The organism is Streptomyces sp. NPDC004561, assembly GCF_053602155.1.
Map to the genome: position 1 here is coordinate 1 of NZ_JBSGDB010000182.1, position 16,507 is coordinate 16,507.

The window sequence follows — 16,507 nt, forward strand, 5'->3', positions numbered from 1 at the left end:
GTTCCGCCACTTCTCCAGGTGGCGGAACCGGCCCGTCTGCGTGAACCTGCCAGTGCCGGGGCATACGCATCCCCGACCCTCTCGATCATGTCGAGGACGACAAGCGTGGGAGGCAGGAACGTGAGCAGCTCGCTCTTCAGGACGAAGAACGTCGAGCAGTCCATCCGGGACACCGAGGAGCCGGAGCACTCCCTCAAGAAAACCCTCTCCGCGCTCGATCTGACCGTGTTCGGCGTCGGTGTGATCATCGGCACCGGCATCTTCGTCCTCACCGGACAGGTCGCCAAGAACAACGCCGGACCGGCGGTGTCGCTCGCCTTCGTGGTGGCCGGCGTGGTCTGCGCGCTCGCCGCGCTCTGCTACGCCGAGTTCGCGTCCACGGTCCCCGTGGCGGGCTCGGCGTACACGTTCAGCTACGCCTCCCTGGGCGAGCTGCCCGCCTGGATCATCGGCTGGGACCTGGTCCTGGAGTTCGCGCTCGGTACGGCGGTGGTGGCGGTCGGCTGGTCCGGCTACATCCGCTCGCTGCTGGACAACGCGGGCTGGCACCTGCCGGGGTACCTGGCGGGCCGGGACAACGCCACCGGCTTCGGCTTCGACATCCTCGCCGCCGCCCTGGTGCTGGTGCTCACCGGCATCCTCGTCCTCGGCATGAAGCTCTCGGCCCGGATCACCTCGCTGGTCGTCGCCATCAAGGTGGCCGTCGTGCTCATCGTGATCATCGCCGGCGCCTTCTTCGTCCGCAGCGGCAACTACAGCCCCTTCATCCCGAAGCCCCAGCCGGTGCCCGCGGGCGCCAGCCTCAAGGCCCCGCTCATCCAGCTGATGTTCGGCTGGGCGCCCGCCAACTTCGGTGTGATGGGCATCTTCACCGCCGCCTCGGTGGTGTTCTTCGCGTTCATCGGCTTCGACATCGTCGCCACCGCCGCCGAGGAGACCCGCAACCCGCAGCGGGACATGCCCCGCGGCATCCTCGGCTCGCTGCTCATCTGCACCGTGCTCTACGTCGCCGTCTCCATCGTCGTCACCGGCATGGAGAAGTACACCCGGCTGTCCGTGGAGGCGCCGCTCGCCGACGCCTTCAAGGCCATCGGGCATCCCTGGTTCGCGGGTGTGATCAGCTTCGGCGCCGCCATCGGCCTGACCACCGTGTGCCTGATCCTGCTGCTCGGCCAGACCCGGGTGTTCTTCGCGATGAGCCGCGACGGGCTGCTGCCCCGCTTCTTCTCCCGGGTGCACCCGCGGTTCAAGACCCCGCACCGGCCGACCATCCTGCTCGGCGTGATCATCGCGATCGTCGCCGGCTTCACCAGCCTGGCCGAGCTGGCCGAGCTGGTGAACATCGGCACCCTGTTCGCCTTCGTGGTCGTGGCGATCAGCGTGATCATCCTCCGCAGGACCCGCCCGGACCTGCCCCGCGCCTTCCGCACCCCGTGGGTCCCGTTCGTGCCGATCCTCTCGGTGTGCGCCACGCTGTGGCTGATGCTCAACCTGCCGGCCGAGACCTGGCTGCGGTTCGCCATCTGGATGGTGATCGGCTTCGTCGTCTACTTCCTCTACGGCCGCAGGCACAGCCGTCTCGCCCAGCGCGAGCAGAGCCCGGCGGGCGAGGCCCGGTAGCCGCCCGCCCTCAGCCGAGCACCGAGCGCGGCCCGGTCACCTCGGCGCCCAGTTCCCCCACCCGCCGGCGCAGCTCGCGGTCGGCGGTGACGACCAGGCAGGGGCGGTCACCGGCGGCCGCCGCGAGCTCCACGATGCGGTCGTCGCCGCTGCCCGGCGCCTCCTCGACGCGCACCCCCGGCACCGACGGCACCCCCCGGGCGGCGCCCTCGACGACCAGCACCAGTTCCACCGGTCCGGGCAGGCCGGCCGCGCCGGAGGCCGCGTACGGCACCAGCCGGTTGCGCAGCCGCTCGGCGGCCCCGCGGCGGTCGCGCCACCAGCCGTCGGGCACGGACCCGACGACGTTCGCGCCGTCCACGACGAGGAGGGGCAGGACCGTGCCCGGGGCGCGGGGGGCGTCAGCGGCGTCCGTCATGCCTGCCATGTTCCCCCCGGCTCACCGTGCCCCGGTGGACTCGTCCCACCCGCGGGTGATCACGCCGACCGCGGCGACCGCCCGCTCGGCGGCCGTGCCCCCGCCGCGCACCACGGGGGAGAGTTCGACGTGCAGGAACGGCACGTGATCGGCGTCGGCGATGTGGCCCTGCACGTTCTGCGTGCCCTCCAGCGGGCAGGACCGCGCCCAGGCCTCGCACACCGACAGGCCCTGCGCGCGCAGGGCGTCCGCCAGTCTGCGGCCGTCCCCGAGGCCGGTCGTCCCGGTGCCGGTGGAGGTGATCGCGTCGTAGCCGGGGGCGGCGGAGGCGGCGAAGCCGTGCAGCTGGACGCCGGGCATCCCGCGGCGGGCCAGCTCGGCGCAGACGGCGCTGAAGACGGAGTCCGCGCGGTGCGCCACGTCCGCGGCGTTCCCCTCCCCGGCTTTGCGATGTGCTCCCGCGATGATCAGGACACCGCCGGGGGAGCCGCGCAGCACCCGCACCCCCAACTGCTCCGTGCCCCGGTCGAAGACGGGATGCGGGACCTGTACCGACCAGCGAGGGCGGTGGTCCAGATCGAGGTAGAGCCGGCCCCAGCCGCGCGGTGACACGGCGTCGTCGGTACGGTCGGCCACCTCGGCGAAGTGCCGTCCGGAAACCGCGTCGACGACCGTGCGCAGACTGAAGTCCTCCTGCGCGAGCCGCTGTTGGGCCTGCGCGCGATGCCCGTCGAGCAGCAGCCCGACCGCCTCGGCGATGGCCTGGCGGTCGGCCGGGGCGGGCTGCCGGTAGCCGTGGCCGGGGCTGAACCGGCTGGTGAACCCGGCCACCGCGCGCGCCAGGTCGATCCGCTGGTCGCCCTCGGGCGCGGGCCGTCCGGCGTCGCTGCGGGTGTGCTGGAGCAGCAGCGTGAGCGCCCCGGCCAGAACGGCGACAACCAGCAGAACTGCTGCGATAGTCATGGTGCGAGGTCGGGTGGCTCTCATGGTTGTATCAAGATATCCCGGTGAACAGACGCCTGAGCCGCACCCTGCTGATCCTGCTGACCCCGCTCTCCCTCGTCGCCGCGGTCTCCGGCTGCGGCCTCGCGGCGGACGACGCGAACGGCCAGGGGAGCGGGCGCTCCTTCACCGTCGCGGCCGCCGGGGACATCCTGATGCACCCCGAACTGGTCGACCAGGCGCGCAAGGACGCGGGGCGCACCGGCAAGGGCGTGGACGGGCTGGACTTCGGGCCGATGATGGCCGGCATCAAGCCGGTGATCAGCAAGGCCGACCTGGCGATCTGCCACTTCGAGCCGGTCATGGGCACGGCCGCGGGGCCCTTCGAGGGCTTCCCCGACTTCCAGGTGCCGCCGCAGACCGCGAAGACGATCAAGGACATCGGCTACGACACCTGCTCCACCGCCTCCAACCACACCCTCGACCACGGATACGAGGGCGTGAAGCGCACCCTGGACGCGCTCGACGCCGCCGGCCTCGGGCACACGGGCTCCTTCCGCACCCGGAAGGAGGCACTCACCCCGCTGGTCATGGACGTCAAGGGCGTCAAGGTCGCGCAGCTCTCCTTCGCGTACGGCTTCAACGAGCCGCACAGGCTGCCGAAGGACAAGCCCTGGCTCGCCGACCAGCAGGACCTCGGCCGGATCCGGGCCGCCGAGCAGCGCGCCCGTGAGGCCGGTGCCGAAGTGGTGATCCTCTCTCTGCACTGGGGGCGCGAGCACCATCCCGAACCCTCGGCCTCCCAGCTGTCCTTCGCCCGGCAGATCGCCCGGCACACCGGGATCAACCTGGTCATCGGCCACCACGCGCACGTCGTGGAGCCGATGGAGAAGGTCGGCGGGACCTGGATCACCTACGGTCTCGGCAACCAGATCGCCCGGCACGAGGCGCCCACGGGACTGACCGAGGAGGGCGTGATCGCCTGGTTCACGTTCACCGAGCAGGGCAGGGGCCGCTGGGAGGTCCGGCCCCGCTTCGAGCCGACGCTGCTGACGATCCCGCCGTCCGCCGAGAACGCCCGGGACGGCGGCACGGCCGCCTACGGCGGCGGCGACGTGCGGGACTACCGCCTGCTGGACGTGCCGGCCGCGCTCCGGGACGACCACGGCCTCACGGCCGCCCAGCGGGCCCGGCTGCGGCTCGCCTTCGAGCGCACCGAGGGCACCCTGCTCAACCGCGGCGCGGCGGGGGACGGCCTCGAGGCGCTGACGCCGCTGCCCTGACAGCCGGGCCCTGTCCGGCGCCGTCCGGGCGGTCACGTGGTGTTGCGCAGATCACGTTGTACTTACTACAACTTAACCCAACTCTTACATGTCTGAGGTTTCCGGGCGCGTTCCTGCCTTTGGCGCGCCCGGAAACCGCATTCATGAGAGGACCGTCCCGTGGCGTCACCGCCCCCGGCGCGCCAGCACCGAGCCCGACGTCGAGCCGACATGTCGCTGATCGGCGGCATCCGCCCGCCGATCGCGGTCCTGTCGGTGCTGCTGCTGACGCTCGCCGGTGTCACGGCCCTCGTGCTGGGCCGGGCCGACAACGCCGGAGTGCCGAAGGCGGTGCTGACCTCCCAGCAGCACTTCGCGGAGGACGGCGCCATCGCGCTGCGCGCCTCCATCGACGAGTCCGTCACCGACGTAACCCGGTCCGCCGCGCTGTTCAGCGCCGGGCAGCCGGTCTCCGGAGACGCCGTTCTGGACAAGCTCGGCAGCACCTACCAGAAGTGGGTGGGCACCGCCGTCGTCGAGATCCGCACGGGCAAACTGGTCGCCGCCCGCGGCGAGACCGTGCCGCTGACCTCCGTGGACACCGCGGCCCTCGGCGGCGGGAACGGACTGGCGCCCCGCATGGTCCGGCTGGGCAACGGCGAGGTACGGCTGCTCTCCTTCGGGCTGCTGAGCTGGCCGGGCAGGCCGCAGCTGCTGCTCGTGGCCGCCGGCAACCTGAAGTTCCCCGGCATCAGCCTCGGGCAGTTCCGCTCCATCGCCGTGGTCGACCGCGACGGCACGGTCCTCAGCAGCGACGGCATCCCCGAACCCGAGCAGGCCGCCAACAGCCTCGACCGCAAGGCGGCCAGGGCCTCCGCCGCGCAGCTGAAGGACTTCGCCCGGACCGCCGCCCGCCGGGCCGGGCAGGACCCGCGCAGCGGCAAGGAGCCCGGCAGCGGCGGCTACCAGGGCGTCAGCGGCAGCCTGCTCGGCGGCCATGTGCTCAGCGACCGGTCCGTCGCCGGGTACGCCGGCCTGGCCGCGCCCGAGCCCGGCGAGGTCACCACCGCCTCCGGCCTCGGCCTGTCCGTGGTCGCCATGGTCCAGGTGGCCGAGGAGTCCACCGGCACCGCCTCACCGGTGTTCGGCCTGCTGGCGGGCGGCGCGCTGCTCGTCGTCGGCGCACTCGCCGTGGCGGTGCTGCTGGGCACCGTGCAGCGCCCGCTGATCCGGCTGTTCCTGGAGTCCCGCCGGCTCACCCGGGGCGACCTGACCCGGCCCGTCACCGTCCCCGGCTACGGCGAGGCCCGCCGCATCGGCACCGCCCTGGACCGGCTGCGCCGGCAGCTCCTGGGAGAGCCCCCCGAGGCCACCGGACCCTCGCCGCGACCGCGCGGCCCGCGCCGGATCGGCACCCGGGCCCTGCTCGCCGTCTGCGCGTTGCTGCTGCTGGCCTGGGCCGCACCGCTGATGCTGCTCCTCAACCGCGCGGACGCCACGGTCGTCGTACCCCGGCAGCTCGTCGACGACCAGCGCGAACGCACCGACACGCTCAGCGACCGGGTGCGCCGCGCGCTCAACGAGGGCGACGCCGACCTGCAGTCGGTCGCCTCCCTGATCGGCAACCGGACCGCGCCCGGCGCCATGGCCGAGGTGCTGCGCCGCACCGTCGACGAGAACCGGCGCTACCGCTCGCTCTACGTCGTCGACTCCTCGGGCGCGATCGAGGCCCGGCAGGGCGGCAAGCCCCGGGTGATCCGGTCCAAGCGGGTCTCCGGCACCCGTCTGCGGCTTCTGGGCCACGGCGGCAAGGAGCCCGTCGTCGTCGGCGCCGCCGACATCCCCGGCCACAACGGCGCCCAGCTGGTCGGCGAGTTCCGCGTCGAGTTCCTCAACGCCCTGCTGAACCGGCCCGGCCTGGGCGTGGTCCGGCTGGTGGACGGCCGCGGCGAGGTCATCGCCGGCAACACCGGCTTCCTCGCCTTCCAGCCGCTGCCCGACGACCGGCTGAAGGACCTCTTCGAGGCCAGCGCCCAGCGGCTCGGCAAGAAACCGCGCGCGAACGGCGTGCTCTACCGCGAGAACGGGGTGCGGATCGCCGCCGCGGCGCCGTTCTCCGGCAGCGGCGCCGCCGAGCCGCTCGGCTGGAGCGTGGTCAGCTGGCAGTCCGCCGGCCGGCTCGCGATCCCCGGGTACGAGACCCAGAACCGCACCGTCCTCGCCGGCCTGCTCGGCGGCACGGCGGCCGTCGCCTGCCTGGGCTGGCTGCACATCGTGGTCGCCCGGCCGCTGCGCTCGCTCGCCGACCGGGCCGAGGCGCTGGCCGACGGCGACCGCAAGGCCGTGCTCTTCCCCCAGCACCACGACGAGGTCGGCGCGGTGACGCGGTCCCTGGAGATCATCCGGCAGCAACTGCAGAGCAGACGCCGGCAGGAGCCCCGCAGCACCCCGCCCCGGCAGCACACAAGGAACTGATCACCCGTGCTCTTCCTCTACTTCGTACTGCTGATCGGCTGCACGATCATGCTCGTCATGGGCGTCGTGGAGCAGCGGCGGCACTTCACCAGCCTGGACCACATACCCACCCGGGTGCTGGTCAACGGCATCCGGGGCAAGTCCTCCATCACCCGGCTGTGCGCGGGCGCGCTGCGCGGCGGCGGTCTGGTCACCGTCGCCAAGACCACCGGCACCGCGGCCCGGTTCATCCACCCGGACGCCACGGAGGAGCCGGTCTACCGCAAGTTCGGCATCGCCAACGTGGTCGAGCAGATCGGCATCGTGCGGCGCGCCGCGGCGTACAAGCCGGACGCCCTCGTCATCGAGTGCATGGCCGTCATGCCGGCCCTCCAGGAGATCAACCAGTCCAAGCTGATCCGCTCCACCATCGGCGTGCTCTGCAACGTCCGGGAGGACCACCTCGCGGAGATGGGCCCCACCCTGGACGACGTGGCCCGCTCGCTGTGCCGCTCGATGCCCGAGGACGGCATCTGCGTCACCGCCGAGAAGGAGCGCTTCCACATCCTCCAGGAAGAGGCGGACGCGCGGAACTGCAGGCTGGTCTACGCCGACCCCGAGACCGTCACCGACGAGGAGCTGCGCGGCTTCAGCTGGTTCACCTTCAAGGAGAACGTGGCGATCGCGCTGACCGTCGCCGAACTCCTCGGCGTCGACCGGGAGACGGCCCTGCGGGGGATGTACGAGGCCCCGCCGGACCCCGGTGTGCTCTCCGTCGAGCGCTATCTGACGCCCCAGGGCCACAGGCTGCGCTTCGCCAACGTCTTCGCGGCCAACGACCCCGAGTCGACGCTGATGAACATCAACCAGCTGCTCGACCTCGGAGCCATCCACCGCCCCCTCAACGTGGTCGTCAACTGCCGTCCCGACCGGGTCGAGCGCAACGGGCAGATGGGCGAGATCATCCCCGATCTCGACCCCGAGCACGTCTTCGTGATCGGCCACCCCGCCAAGTCGGCCATCGACGCCATCCCGGCCGGGTTCCGCTCGCGCGCCGTCGACCTCGGCGGCGACCGGCGCGACCCCGGGGAGTTCATGGCCCGGCTGCTGGAGACGCTGGGCCCCGACTCCTCGCTGGTGGCGATCGGCAACATCCACGGCCAGGGCGAGATCCTGCTGGAGCACCTCGCCGAACTCCCGCCGGACGACTCCCCGGACGAACCCGCCGCCGCGGCCCCGGCCGGCCACGCCGGCGCGGCGCCCGCCGAGGACCGGCACGCCGAGACCGCGCCGCTCTACGCGCCCCGCATCGACCCGTACCAGGGCTACTCGGAGGCGTACGAGGCGCGCTACACCCAGCAGTCCCATCCCGGGCAGCCGTACGCGGAACAGCCGTACGCGCAGCAGCAGTCGTACACACCGCAGCCGCACGCCCAGCACTCGTACTCCCAGCAGCCGTACGGACGGCCGGAGTACGGCGAGGAGCCGCAGGCCCCGCGACCGTACGCACCGCGGGTCCCCGTCCAGCGCGACGCCGCCGATCCGCACCCGTACGACACCCGGCCGCGGCAGCACCCCGGACAGACGCCCCCGCGCGGGCTGTTCGAACCCCGCCTTCCTCCGCAGCACTTCGACGACGACAGCCAGCAGTGGCACAGCCCAGGAGACCAGCGTTGATCCCCTCCGTCCTCACCCCCGAGATCGCCGCGATCGGTATCGGCCTGGGGCTGATGTTCTCGCTGATGTGCTACCTGACGACCAATCTGTCGCCGGGCGGCATGATCACGCCGGGCTGGCTGGCGCTCACCCTCATCGAGGACCTCCAGCGGGCCGCGCTGGTGGTCGGGGTGACCGTGCTGACCTACGTCGCCACGCTGCTGCTCCAGAAGTTCGTGATCCTGTACGGCAAGCGGCTGTTCGCGGCCGTCGTGCTCAGCGGTGTGCTCATCCAGGCCACCGTGATCATCGTGCTCCAGATGGAGTTCCCGCTGCTGTACGCGAACCAGACGCTCGGCTTCATCGTGCCGGGCCTGGTCGGCTACCAGCTGGTCCGCCAGCCCAAGGGCGCGACCCTGCTGTCCGTCGGATCGGTCACCCTCGCCACCTATGTGGTCCTGACCGCAGGCATCCTCCTGGGCCTCATGCCCGCCACCTGAACCCGCCCGCCTTCGACGCAACCCTGGAGCTCCCACCATGCCGAAGCGCAAAGGCCGTCCCGTCGTCCACGCGGCGACGGTGCTCGCACTGCTCGCGGGCAGCGCGTACTTCACGTACGAACTGCGCAAGGACGAGCAGGCGAAGGCCCCGGCCGCCCAGAGCATCACCGACGACGCCCTCAGGAACTCGGGCGGGGCGACCGGCCGGCAGACCTGGGAACGGCTGAACAACCCGGCCCGCTCGGTGCTGCGCGACGGCAAGGGCGCCGTCATCGCCGCCTTCACCGACGGCGCCCGCACCGCCACGCTCAAGGGCCCCACGCGGACCTTCAGCGAACCGGCCACCACCAGCACCAAGGTGGTCACCGACGACTGGGTGCGCCTCCTGCCCGAGCCGTGGACCCGGGGCGCCGAGAACCAGCAGTGGTTCAAGGACTGGTTCAAGCAGTACTACGGCAGCGAGGAGGACGACGTCTTCGCGTTCGCCTTCCAGTACGTGCAGGGGGCGCCCGCCAAGAAGGACGCCCAGGGCGTCCAGTACGAGGGGCGCGCCTACTACGGACCCCTCAAGCCCGACGGGGTGGACCGCTACGAGCAGACTGACTTCTACGACTACCTCGGCACCCCGTACACCTTCCGGGACGGCACCACCGCGCAGCCGCAGACGGACCGGCTTCGCTCGGTGGACTGCTCCGGCTATCTGCGCCTGGTCTACGGCTACCGCGCCCGCTACCCGCTGCGCGCCGGCAACAGCTCCGGCGACGGACTGCCGCGCACCGCCGACGCCATGGCCCGCTCCGACGTCGGCGTCGACGTCGTCAAGCTCCAGGGCCCGAGCCCCTGGTACGAGCGGCCGAGGAACATCGACGTCCTCCAGCCGGGGGATCTGCTGTTCTTCAAGATGGACCACCGCACCGGCAACCACATGGACCACTCGGCGATCTATCTGGGCCCGGACACCCAGGGCCACAAGGTCTTCGTCTCCAGCCGCAAGGAGCAGAACGGCCCCACGATCGGCGACAAGGGCGGTGTCTCGCGGCTCGACGGCAACGGCTTCTACGCCGGGCTGTTCCGCAGCGCGAAGCGGCTGTGAGCTGCTCGGGGGCGGCCGGGGCGGGTCCGCCCCGGCTTACAGTGATCCGGTGAACGGCGACTGGCTCCTTCGCGGCCGAGACGGCCGGCTCAGTGTCTACCAGCTGTCGGGCGACGCCGTCCTGTGCCGGGTGGAGCGCGGCCCCGGCGGCCCCTGGAGCGCCCCGCGCAGGATCGGCGGCGAACAGCGGCTGCACCCCGCCCTGGCGGTCGGCCAGGGCGCCGACGGCTACGCCCACCTGGTGTCCTGGCGGCCCACCGCCGAGGGCGAGTCGGGACTGGTGCACTCCACCCACTTCCGCCCCCACCTCGCGGCCCTGGACTGGAACCCGATCGGTCACCCGCACAAGAAGGGCGACCGGACCGGTACGCCCGCCGTCGCGGTCGACGCGCAGGGCCGCGCACATGTCTTCGTGCCCAACGCCGACGGCGGGGTGAGCCTGCTCGCGCAGAAGGAGAAGGGCGGCTGGGAGCCCTGGCGGGACCTCAAGGGCGGCGAGGTGCGCGACGGCCTCGCGGCGGTGACCGGGGACGCGGGCCGGGTCGAGCTGTACGCGGCCGTGCCCGAGGGCATCGCGCACTGGCGCCAGGAGGAGCCGGGCGCCGAGCCGGTCCTGCGGGAGACCGTGCGGACCGCGGTGCGCCCGGGCACCCTGTACGCCCTCGCCACGTCCGCCGACCGCACGACCGTCTTCTACACCGACGCCGATGGTGACGTCCGCGCCTGGCGGCCCGGCGCCGAGCCGGCCGTCGTCCTGCCCTCGGCGGGCCACGGCCCGGTCGCCGCGGTCCGCTGCGAACTCGACGGCCACGACTGCACCCTGCTCGCCCAGCGCTCGGCGAGCGGCCGGACCGCCTTCGCCGCGTACCCGACCGAGCTGGAGTCGGCCGGCGCCTGGTGGACCGAGTCGGGCCCGCAACTGCCGGTGGACGCGCGGATCTCCCTGACGGCGGACGAGGACGGCCGGGTCGTGGCGGCAACGTTGTCCGCGTCCACCGGCGAGCTCCTGCTGACCCGGCGCAAGGACGAGCCGGGGCTGGCGCTGGAGGCGTGGCAACCGGTCTGAGCACGCGAAAGGGCCCCCGCCGCCGCGGGGGCCCTTTCGTCATGTCACCGGTGTCACGCGGGGACGCTTGCCACACCCGGCGCCAGGAACCTCTTGCCGTTCACGCGCTCCGAGACACCCTCGCGGTCCAGGTACGGCGTGATGCCGCCCAGGTGGAAGGGCCAGCCGGCGCCCGTGATCAGGCACAGGTCGATGTCCTGGGCCTCGGCGACGACGCCCTCCTCGAGCATGAGCCCGATCTCCTGCGCCACCGCGTCGAGCACCCGCGCCCGCACCTGCTCCTCGGTCAGGACGACATCGCCCTGCTCCAGCAGCGCGGCGATCTCCGGGTCCAGCTCCGGCTTGCCGCTGTCGTACACGTAGAAGCCGCGCTTGCCGGCCTTGACGACGGCCGCGAGGTTCGCGGAGACGGTGAAGCGGTCCGGGAAGGCCCGGTTGAGGGTCTCCGAGACGTGCAGGCCGATGGCCGGGCCGACCAGTTCGAGCAGGACCAGCGGGGACATCGGCAGGCCCAGGGGCTCGATGGCCTTCTCGGCGACCGCGACCGGGGTGCCCTCGTCGATGACGTTCTGGATCTCGCCCATGAAGCGGGTCAGGATGCGGTTCACCACGAACGCCGGGGCGTCCTTGGTGAGGACCGCGGTCTTCTTCAGCTTCTTGGCGACGGCGAAGGCCGTGGCCAGGGAGGCGTCGTCCGTCTTCTCGCCGCGGACGATCTCGAGCAGCGGCAGGACGGCGACCGGGTTGAAGAAGTGGAAGCCGACGACCCGCTCGGGGTTCTTCAGCTTCGACGCCATCTCCGACACCGACAGGGAGGAGGTGTTGGTCGCGAGGATCGCGTGCGCCGGGGCGACCGCCTCGACCTCCGCGAACACCTTCTGCTTGACACCCATCTCCTCGAACACCGCTTCGATGATGAAGTCGGCGTCCGCGAAGCCCTCGGCCTTGTCCAGCACACCGGTCACCAGCGCCTTGAGGCGGTTGGCCTTGTCCTGGTTGATCCGGCCCTTGCCGAGCAGCTTCTCGATCTCGGCGTGGACGTAGCCCACACCCTTGTCGACGCGCTCCTGGTCGATGTCGGTCAGCACGACCGGCACCTCCAGACGGCGCAGGAAGAGCAGGGCCAGCTGCGAGGCCATCAGACCGGCGCCGACGACGCCGACCTTGGTGACCGGGCGGGCCAGGTTCTTGTCCGGGGCGCCCGCCGGGCGCTTGCCGCGCTTCTGCACGAGGTTGAACGCGTAGATGCCGGCGCGCAGTTCGCCGCCCATGATCAGGTCGGCGAGGGCCTGGTCCTCGGCGTCGTAACCCTGCTGGAGGTCGCCGTTCTTGGCGGCCTCGATGATGTCGAGGGCGCGGTAGGCGGCCGGGGCCGCGCCGTGCACCTTGGAGTCCGCGATGAAGCGGCCCTTGGCGACGGCCTGGTCCCAGCCCTCGCCGCGGTCGATCGCCGGGCGCTCGACCTTGATGTCGCCCTTGAGGACCTGCGCGGTCCACAGCAGCGACTGCTCCAGGAAGTCGGCGCCCTCGAAGAGGGCGTCGGCGATCCCGAGCTCGAAGACCTGCTTGCCCTTGAGCTGCCTGTTCTGGTTCAGCGAGTTCTCGATGATGACCGAGACGGCCTTTTCGGCGCCGATCAGGTTCGGCAGCAGCGTGCAGCCGCCCCAGCCGGGGACCAGGCCGAGGAAGACCTCGGGCAGCGAGAACGCGGGGATCGCCTTGGAGACGGTCCGGTAGGTGCAGTGCAGGCCGACCTCGACGCCGCCGCCCATCGCCGCGCCGTTGTAGTAGGCGAACGTCGGCACCGCGAGACCCGCGAGGCGCTTGAAGACCTCGTGGCCGCCCTTGCCGATGGCCAGCGCGTCCTCGTGCTTCTTCAGCAGCTCGACGCCCTTGAGGTCGGCGCCGACCGCGAAGATGAACGGCTTGCCGGTGATGCCGGCACCGACGATCGTGCCCTCGGCCGCCTCCTTCTCGACCTGGTCGACGGCGGCGTTGAGGTTCGCCAGCGAGGCCGGGCCGAAGGTGGTCGGCTTGGTGTGGTCCAGGCCGTTGTCCAGCGTGATGAGCGCGAAGCGCCCGGCGCCGAAGGGGAGGTCGAAGTGGCGTACGTGCGCCGACGTCACGACCTCGTCGGGGAACAGCTCGGCCGCGCCCTTCAGAAGCTCAGCGGTGGTGCTCACTTGTCCCCCTCGAAGTGCGGGTTCTCCCAGATGACCGTCGCGCCCATGCCGAAGCCGACGCACATGGTGGTCAGGCCGTAGCGGACGTGCGGCTGCTCCTCGAACTGGCGGGCCAGCTGCGTCATCAGACGGACGCCGGAGGAGGCCAGCGGGTGGCCGAAGGCGATGGCGCCGCCGTACTGGTTGACGCGCGCGTCGTCGTCGGCGATGCCGTAGTGGTCGAGCAGGGCCAGGACCTGGACGGCGAAGGCCTCGTTGATCTCGAACAGGCCGATGTCGGAGATGGACAGGCCCGCCTTGGCGAGGGCCTTCTCCGTGGCCGGGATCGGGCCGTAGCCCATGACCTCGGGCTCGACGCCCGCGAAGGCGTAGGAGACCAGGCGCATCTTGACCGGCAGGCCGTTCTCGCGGGCGAAGTCCTCGCTCGCGATGATCGACGCGGTGGCGCCGTCGTTCAGGCCGGCCGCGTTGCCGGCGGTGACCCGGCCGTGGACGCGGAACGGGGTCTTGAGGCCGGAGAGGTTCTCCAGGGTGGTGCCCGGGCGCATCGGCTCGTCGGCCGTGACCAGGCCCCAGCCGGTCTCGCCGGCATCGGGGCTGGTACGGCGCACCGAGATCGGCACCAGGTCCTGCTGGATCTTGCCGTTGGCGTACGCCTTGGCGGCCTTCTCCTGCGAGCGCACCGCGTACTCGTCGGCGCGCAGCTTGGTGATGTGCGGGTAGCGGTCGTGCAGGTTCTCCGCCGTCATGCCCATGAACAGGGCGGACTCGTCGACCAGCTTCTCGCTGACGAAGCGCGGGTTCGGGTCCACGCCCTCGCCCATCGGGTGGCGGCCCATGTGCTCCACGCCACCGGCGATGACGGCGTCGTAGGCGCCGAAGGCGATCGAACCGGCGGTGGTCGTCACGGCGGTCAGGGCGCCGGCGCACATGCGGTCGATGGAGTAGCCGGGGACGGACTGCGGCAGGCCCGCGAGGATGCCGGCCGTGCGGCCGAGGGTCAGGCCCTGGTCGCCGATCTGCGTGGTCGCGGCGATGGCGACCTCGTCGATCTTCTTCGGGTCCAGGCCGGGGTTGCGGCGCAGCAGCTCCCGGATCGCCTTCACGACGAGGTCGTCGGCGCGGGTCTCGTGGTAGATGCCCTTCGGGCCCGCCTTGCCGAACGGGGTGCGGACGCCGTCGACGAAGACGACGTCCCTGACGGTACGAGGCACGATGGCTCTCCTCCAGGGTGCGGGATGGCACTGCTGCGCGGCGCTGCGCTGAGCGCGCGCTCAGGACCCATGCTACTTATGAGTAACGTAGCTGCACAGTCCTGCCGGGGGGAGCGGTGAACGTCACACCATCGGCGCAGCCGCCGAACATCTTGGCGGGATCTCGACGGGCCGGGGGTGCCCCGAAAACGCGACACGGCGAACCGCGCCACCAGCCACGACGGGCCCCCGGCGCAACGGCGGAACCCCTCGGCGGATCCTCACGCGGCCCCACGCTCCGACACGCTACCTCCGGTCACCGAGCGTGCACCCTCGGCCACTCGGCGGCGAGGCCCTCCTCCGCCGCCCGTACCGCCGAGGCACCGGCTGCCGCACACCTGCCCGTGGCGTCGCCGCCGGTTTGCCGGTCCCCGTGCTGGGCCGCTCGGGTGGCGGGGCGCTTTTCCGCCGTGCGGCCGGAGGCACCGGATTCCGTACGCCCGCCCGTGGCGTCGACGTCGATCTGGCTGCTCGGGTGGCAGCAGGCTTCTCCACCGTGCGGCCGGACGCACCGACTCCCGCACGCCTGCCCGTCGCGTCGCCGTAGGTTTGCCGGCTCCGTGCTCGGCCGCTCGGGTGGCGAGGTGCCACTGCGCGGCCGAAGGCACCGGATCCCGGTCAGCCCGCGCTCGTCGGGTGCCGTCGGGCTCCCGTGGCGCGGGTCGCCGGGCAGGCGCTAGGCGCTCGCCCCGGTGCCGGTCAGTGCGGCGACGAGCACGGGCGTGACCAGGTCCACCTGCCACGGCCGGGCGCCGTAGCCGGCGAGGGCGGCCCCCACGGAACCGGTGTCGGCCACGGCGGGCGGCTCCCAGCACAGGCGCCGCACGGTGTCCGGGGAGACCAGGTTCTCCTGGGGCATGCCGAGCTGTTCGGCCAGCGCCGACACGCCCGCCCGCGCGGCCGACAGCCGTGCCGCGGCGGCGGGGTCCTTGTCGGCCCACGCCCGGGGCGGCGGCGGACCGGTCACCGGCTGGCCCGGCTGCGGCAGCGCGGTGTCGGGCAGGGCCTTGGCCCGGTCCACGGCCGCCTGCCACTGCTCCAGCTGGCGGCGCCCGGTCCGGTGCCCGAACCCGTTCAGCGCGGCCAGTGCGTGCACGTTGAGCGGCAGCGCGAGCGCGGCCTCCACGATGGCCGCGTCCGACAGCACCTTGCCCGGCGACACGTCCCGCCGCTGCGCGACGCGGTCCCGCGTCTCCCACAGCTCCCGGACGACGGCCAGCTGCCGGCGCCGCCGCACCTTGTGCATCCCGGACGTCCGGCGCCAGGGGTCCTTGCGGGGCTCGGCCGGCGGCGCGGTCGCGATCGCGTCGAACTCCTGCAGGGCCCACTCCAGCTTGCCCTGCCGGTCCAGCTCCTTCTCCAGGGCGTCCCGCAGGTCGACGAGGAGCTCCACGTCCAGGGCCGCGTAGCGCAGCCACGGCTCGGGCAGCGGGCGGGTGGACCAGTCGACCGCGGAGTGGCCCTTCTCCAGGACGAAGCCGAGGACGCCCTCGACCATGGCGCCGAGGCCCACCCGGGGGAACCCGGCGAGCCGGCCGGCCAGCTCGGTGTCGAACAGGCCGGTGGGAACCATGCCTATCTCGCGCAGGCAGGGCAGGTCCTGGGTCGCCGCGTGCAGCACCCACTCGACGCCGGACAGCGCCTCGCCGAGCCCGGACAGGTCGGGGCAGGCGACGGGGTCGATCAGCGCGGTGCCGGCGCCCTCACGGCGCAGCTGCACCAGGTAGGCGCGCTGGCCGTAGCGGTAGCCGGAGGCGCGCTCGGCGTCCACGGCGACGGGGCCGGAGCCGGCGGCGAATGCGGCCGTCACCTCGGCGAGGGCGGCCGCGTCCGTGATCACGGGCGGAATGCCCTCACGGGGTTCGAGCAACGGTGTCGGCGCCCCCATCACAGAAGATCCGGCGTCGTCCGGAGGCGTGCCTCCGTTGCTGCGCAGGGAGCTGTCTGCTGCGGTGTCTTGGGCGTCGGTCACCTGTCAAGGGTATCCGTCGGCCGCCGTGTCCCTGGCCAGCATGTGCCACCTGGGCGCGATCATCTCGTACGGCCTGACCGTGACCTCC

At 72.3% G+C, this 16,507-nt stretch carries 12 protein-coding genes; 7 read left to right on the plus strand and 5 right to left on the minus strand.

Going from position 1 to position 16,507, the window contains the following annotated elements; translation table 11 throughout:
* The first annotated feature begins 120 nt into the window (after window positions 1–120).
* On the plus strand, window positions 121–1,620 hold the full coding sequence (locus ACWEN3_RS23310) for an amino acid permease (protein WP_452974210.1): 1,500 nt from the start codon (window positions 121–123) through the stop codon (window positions 1,618–1,620).
* A 10-nt stretch (window positions 1,621–1,630) separates the two neighbouring features.
* Here the strand turns inward: ACWEN3_RS23310 and ACWEN3_RS23315 are convergent, their stop codons facing one another.
* Both ACWEN3_RS23315 and ACWEN3_RS23320 read right to left on the minus strand, forming a co-directional pair.
* Window positions 1,631–2,038, minus strand: coding sequence for an NTP pyrophosphohydrolase (locus ACWEN3_RS23315; RefSeq protein ID WP_452974212.1), 408 nt, complete (start codon window positions 2,036–2,038; stop codon window positions 1,631–1,633).
* A 21-nt stretch (window positions 2,039–2,059) separates the two neighbouring features.
* On the minus strand, window positions 2,060–3,001 hold the full coding sequence (locus tag ACWEN3_RS23320; RefSeq protein WP_452974215.1) for a hypothetical protein: 942 nt from the start codon (window positions 2,999–3,001) through the stop codon (window positions 2,060–2,062).
* Between the two features lie 44 nt (window positions 3,002–3,045).
* Between ACWEN3_RS23320 and ACWEN3_RS23325 the strand changes: the two genes are divergently transcribed.
* From ACWEN3_RS23325 to ACWEN3_RS23350, 6 genes are all read left to right on the plus strand, one after another.
* Window positions 3,046–4,263, plus strand: coding sequence for a CapA family protein (locus ACWEN3_RS23325; protein WP_452974218.1), 1,218 nt, complete (start codon window positions 3,046–3,048; stop codon window positions 4,261–4,263).
* A 210-nt stretch (window positions 4,264–4,473) separates the two neighbouring features.
* Window positions 4,474–6,717, plus strand: coding sequence for a HAMP domain-containing protein (locus ACWEN3_RS23330; protein ID WP_452974221.1), 2,244 nt, complete (start codon window positions 4,474–4,476; stop codon window positions 6,715–6,717).
* Window positions 6,718–6,723: 6 nt separating this feature from the next.
* Window positions 6,724–8,373: a poly-gamma-glutamate synthase PgsB gene (gene pgsB / locus ACWEN3_RS23335; RefSeq protein WP_452974224.1), complete on the plus strand. Its 1,650-nt coding sequence runs from the start codon at window positions 6,724–6,726 to the stop codon at window positions 8,371–8,373.
* Window positions 8,370–8,852 (plus strand): poly-gamma-glutamate biosynthesis protein PgsC/CapC, encoded by a 483-nt coding sequence (locus ACWEN3_RS23340; RefSeq protein ID WP_452974227.1) that lies wholly within the window; start codon window positions 8,370–8,372, stop codon window positions 8,850–8,852. Before pgsB ends, ACWEN3_RS23340 begins: the two co-directional genes overlap by 4 nt.
* A gap of 37 nt (window positions 8,853–8,889) precedes the next feature.
* Window positions 8,890–9,945, plus strand: coding sequence for an NlpC/P60 family protein (locus tag ACWEN3_RS23345; protein WP_452974230.1), 1,056 nt, complete (start codon window positions 8,890–8,892; stop codon window positions 9,943–9,945).
* Between the two features lie 49 nt (window positions 9,946–9,994).
* Window positions 9,995–11,011, plus strand: a complete 1,017-nt coding sequence (locus ACWEN3_RS23350) for a hypothetical protein (protein ID WP_452974233.1) — start codon at window positions 9,995–9,997, stop codon at window positions 11,009–11,011.
* Between the two features lie 53 nt (window positions 11,012–11,064).
* Here ACWEN3_RS23350 and ACWEN3_RS23355 read toward each other — a convergent pair whose 3' ends face one another.
* The 3 genes from ACWEN3_RS23355 to ACWEN3_RS23365 all read right to left on the minus strand — a co-directional run bounded on the left by ACWEN3_RS23355 (window position 11,065) and on the right by ACWEN3_RS23365 (window position 16,419).
* The gene (locus tag ACWEN3_RS23355; protein WP_452974236.1) at window positions 11,065–13,194 is read right to left on the minus strand and encodes a 3-hydroxyacyl-CoA dehydrogenase NAD-binding domain-containing protein; all 2,130 of its coding nucleotides are present in this window, start codon (window positions 13,192–13,194) and stop codon (window positions 11,065–11,067) included.
* Entirely contained in the window at window positions 13,191–14,408 is a 1,218-nt protein-coding gene (locus tag ACWEN3_RS23360; RefSeq protein WP_452974240.1) for a thiolase family protein, read from the minus strand. The genes ACWEN3_RS23355 and ACWEN3_RS23360 overlap by 4 nt, the downstream gene beginning before the upstream one ends.
* Before the next feature lie 715 nt (window positions 14,409–15,123).
* A complete protein-coding gene (locus tag ACWEN3_RS23365; RefSeq protein ID WP_452974243.1) occupies window positions 15,124–16,419 on the minus strand; it encodes a ribonuclease D in 1,296 nt (431 codons plus the stop codon).
* Window positions 16,420–16,507 lie beyond the last annotated feature (88 nt).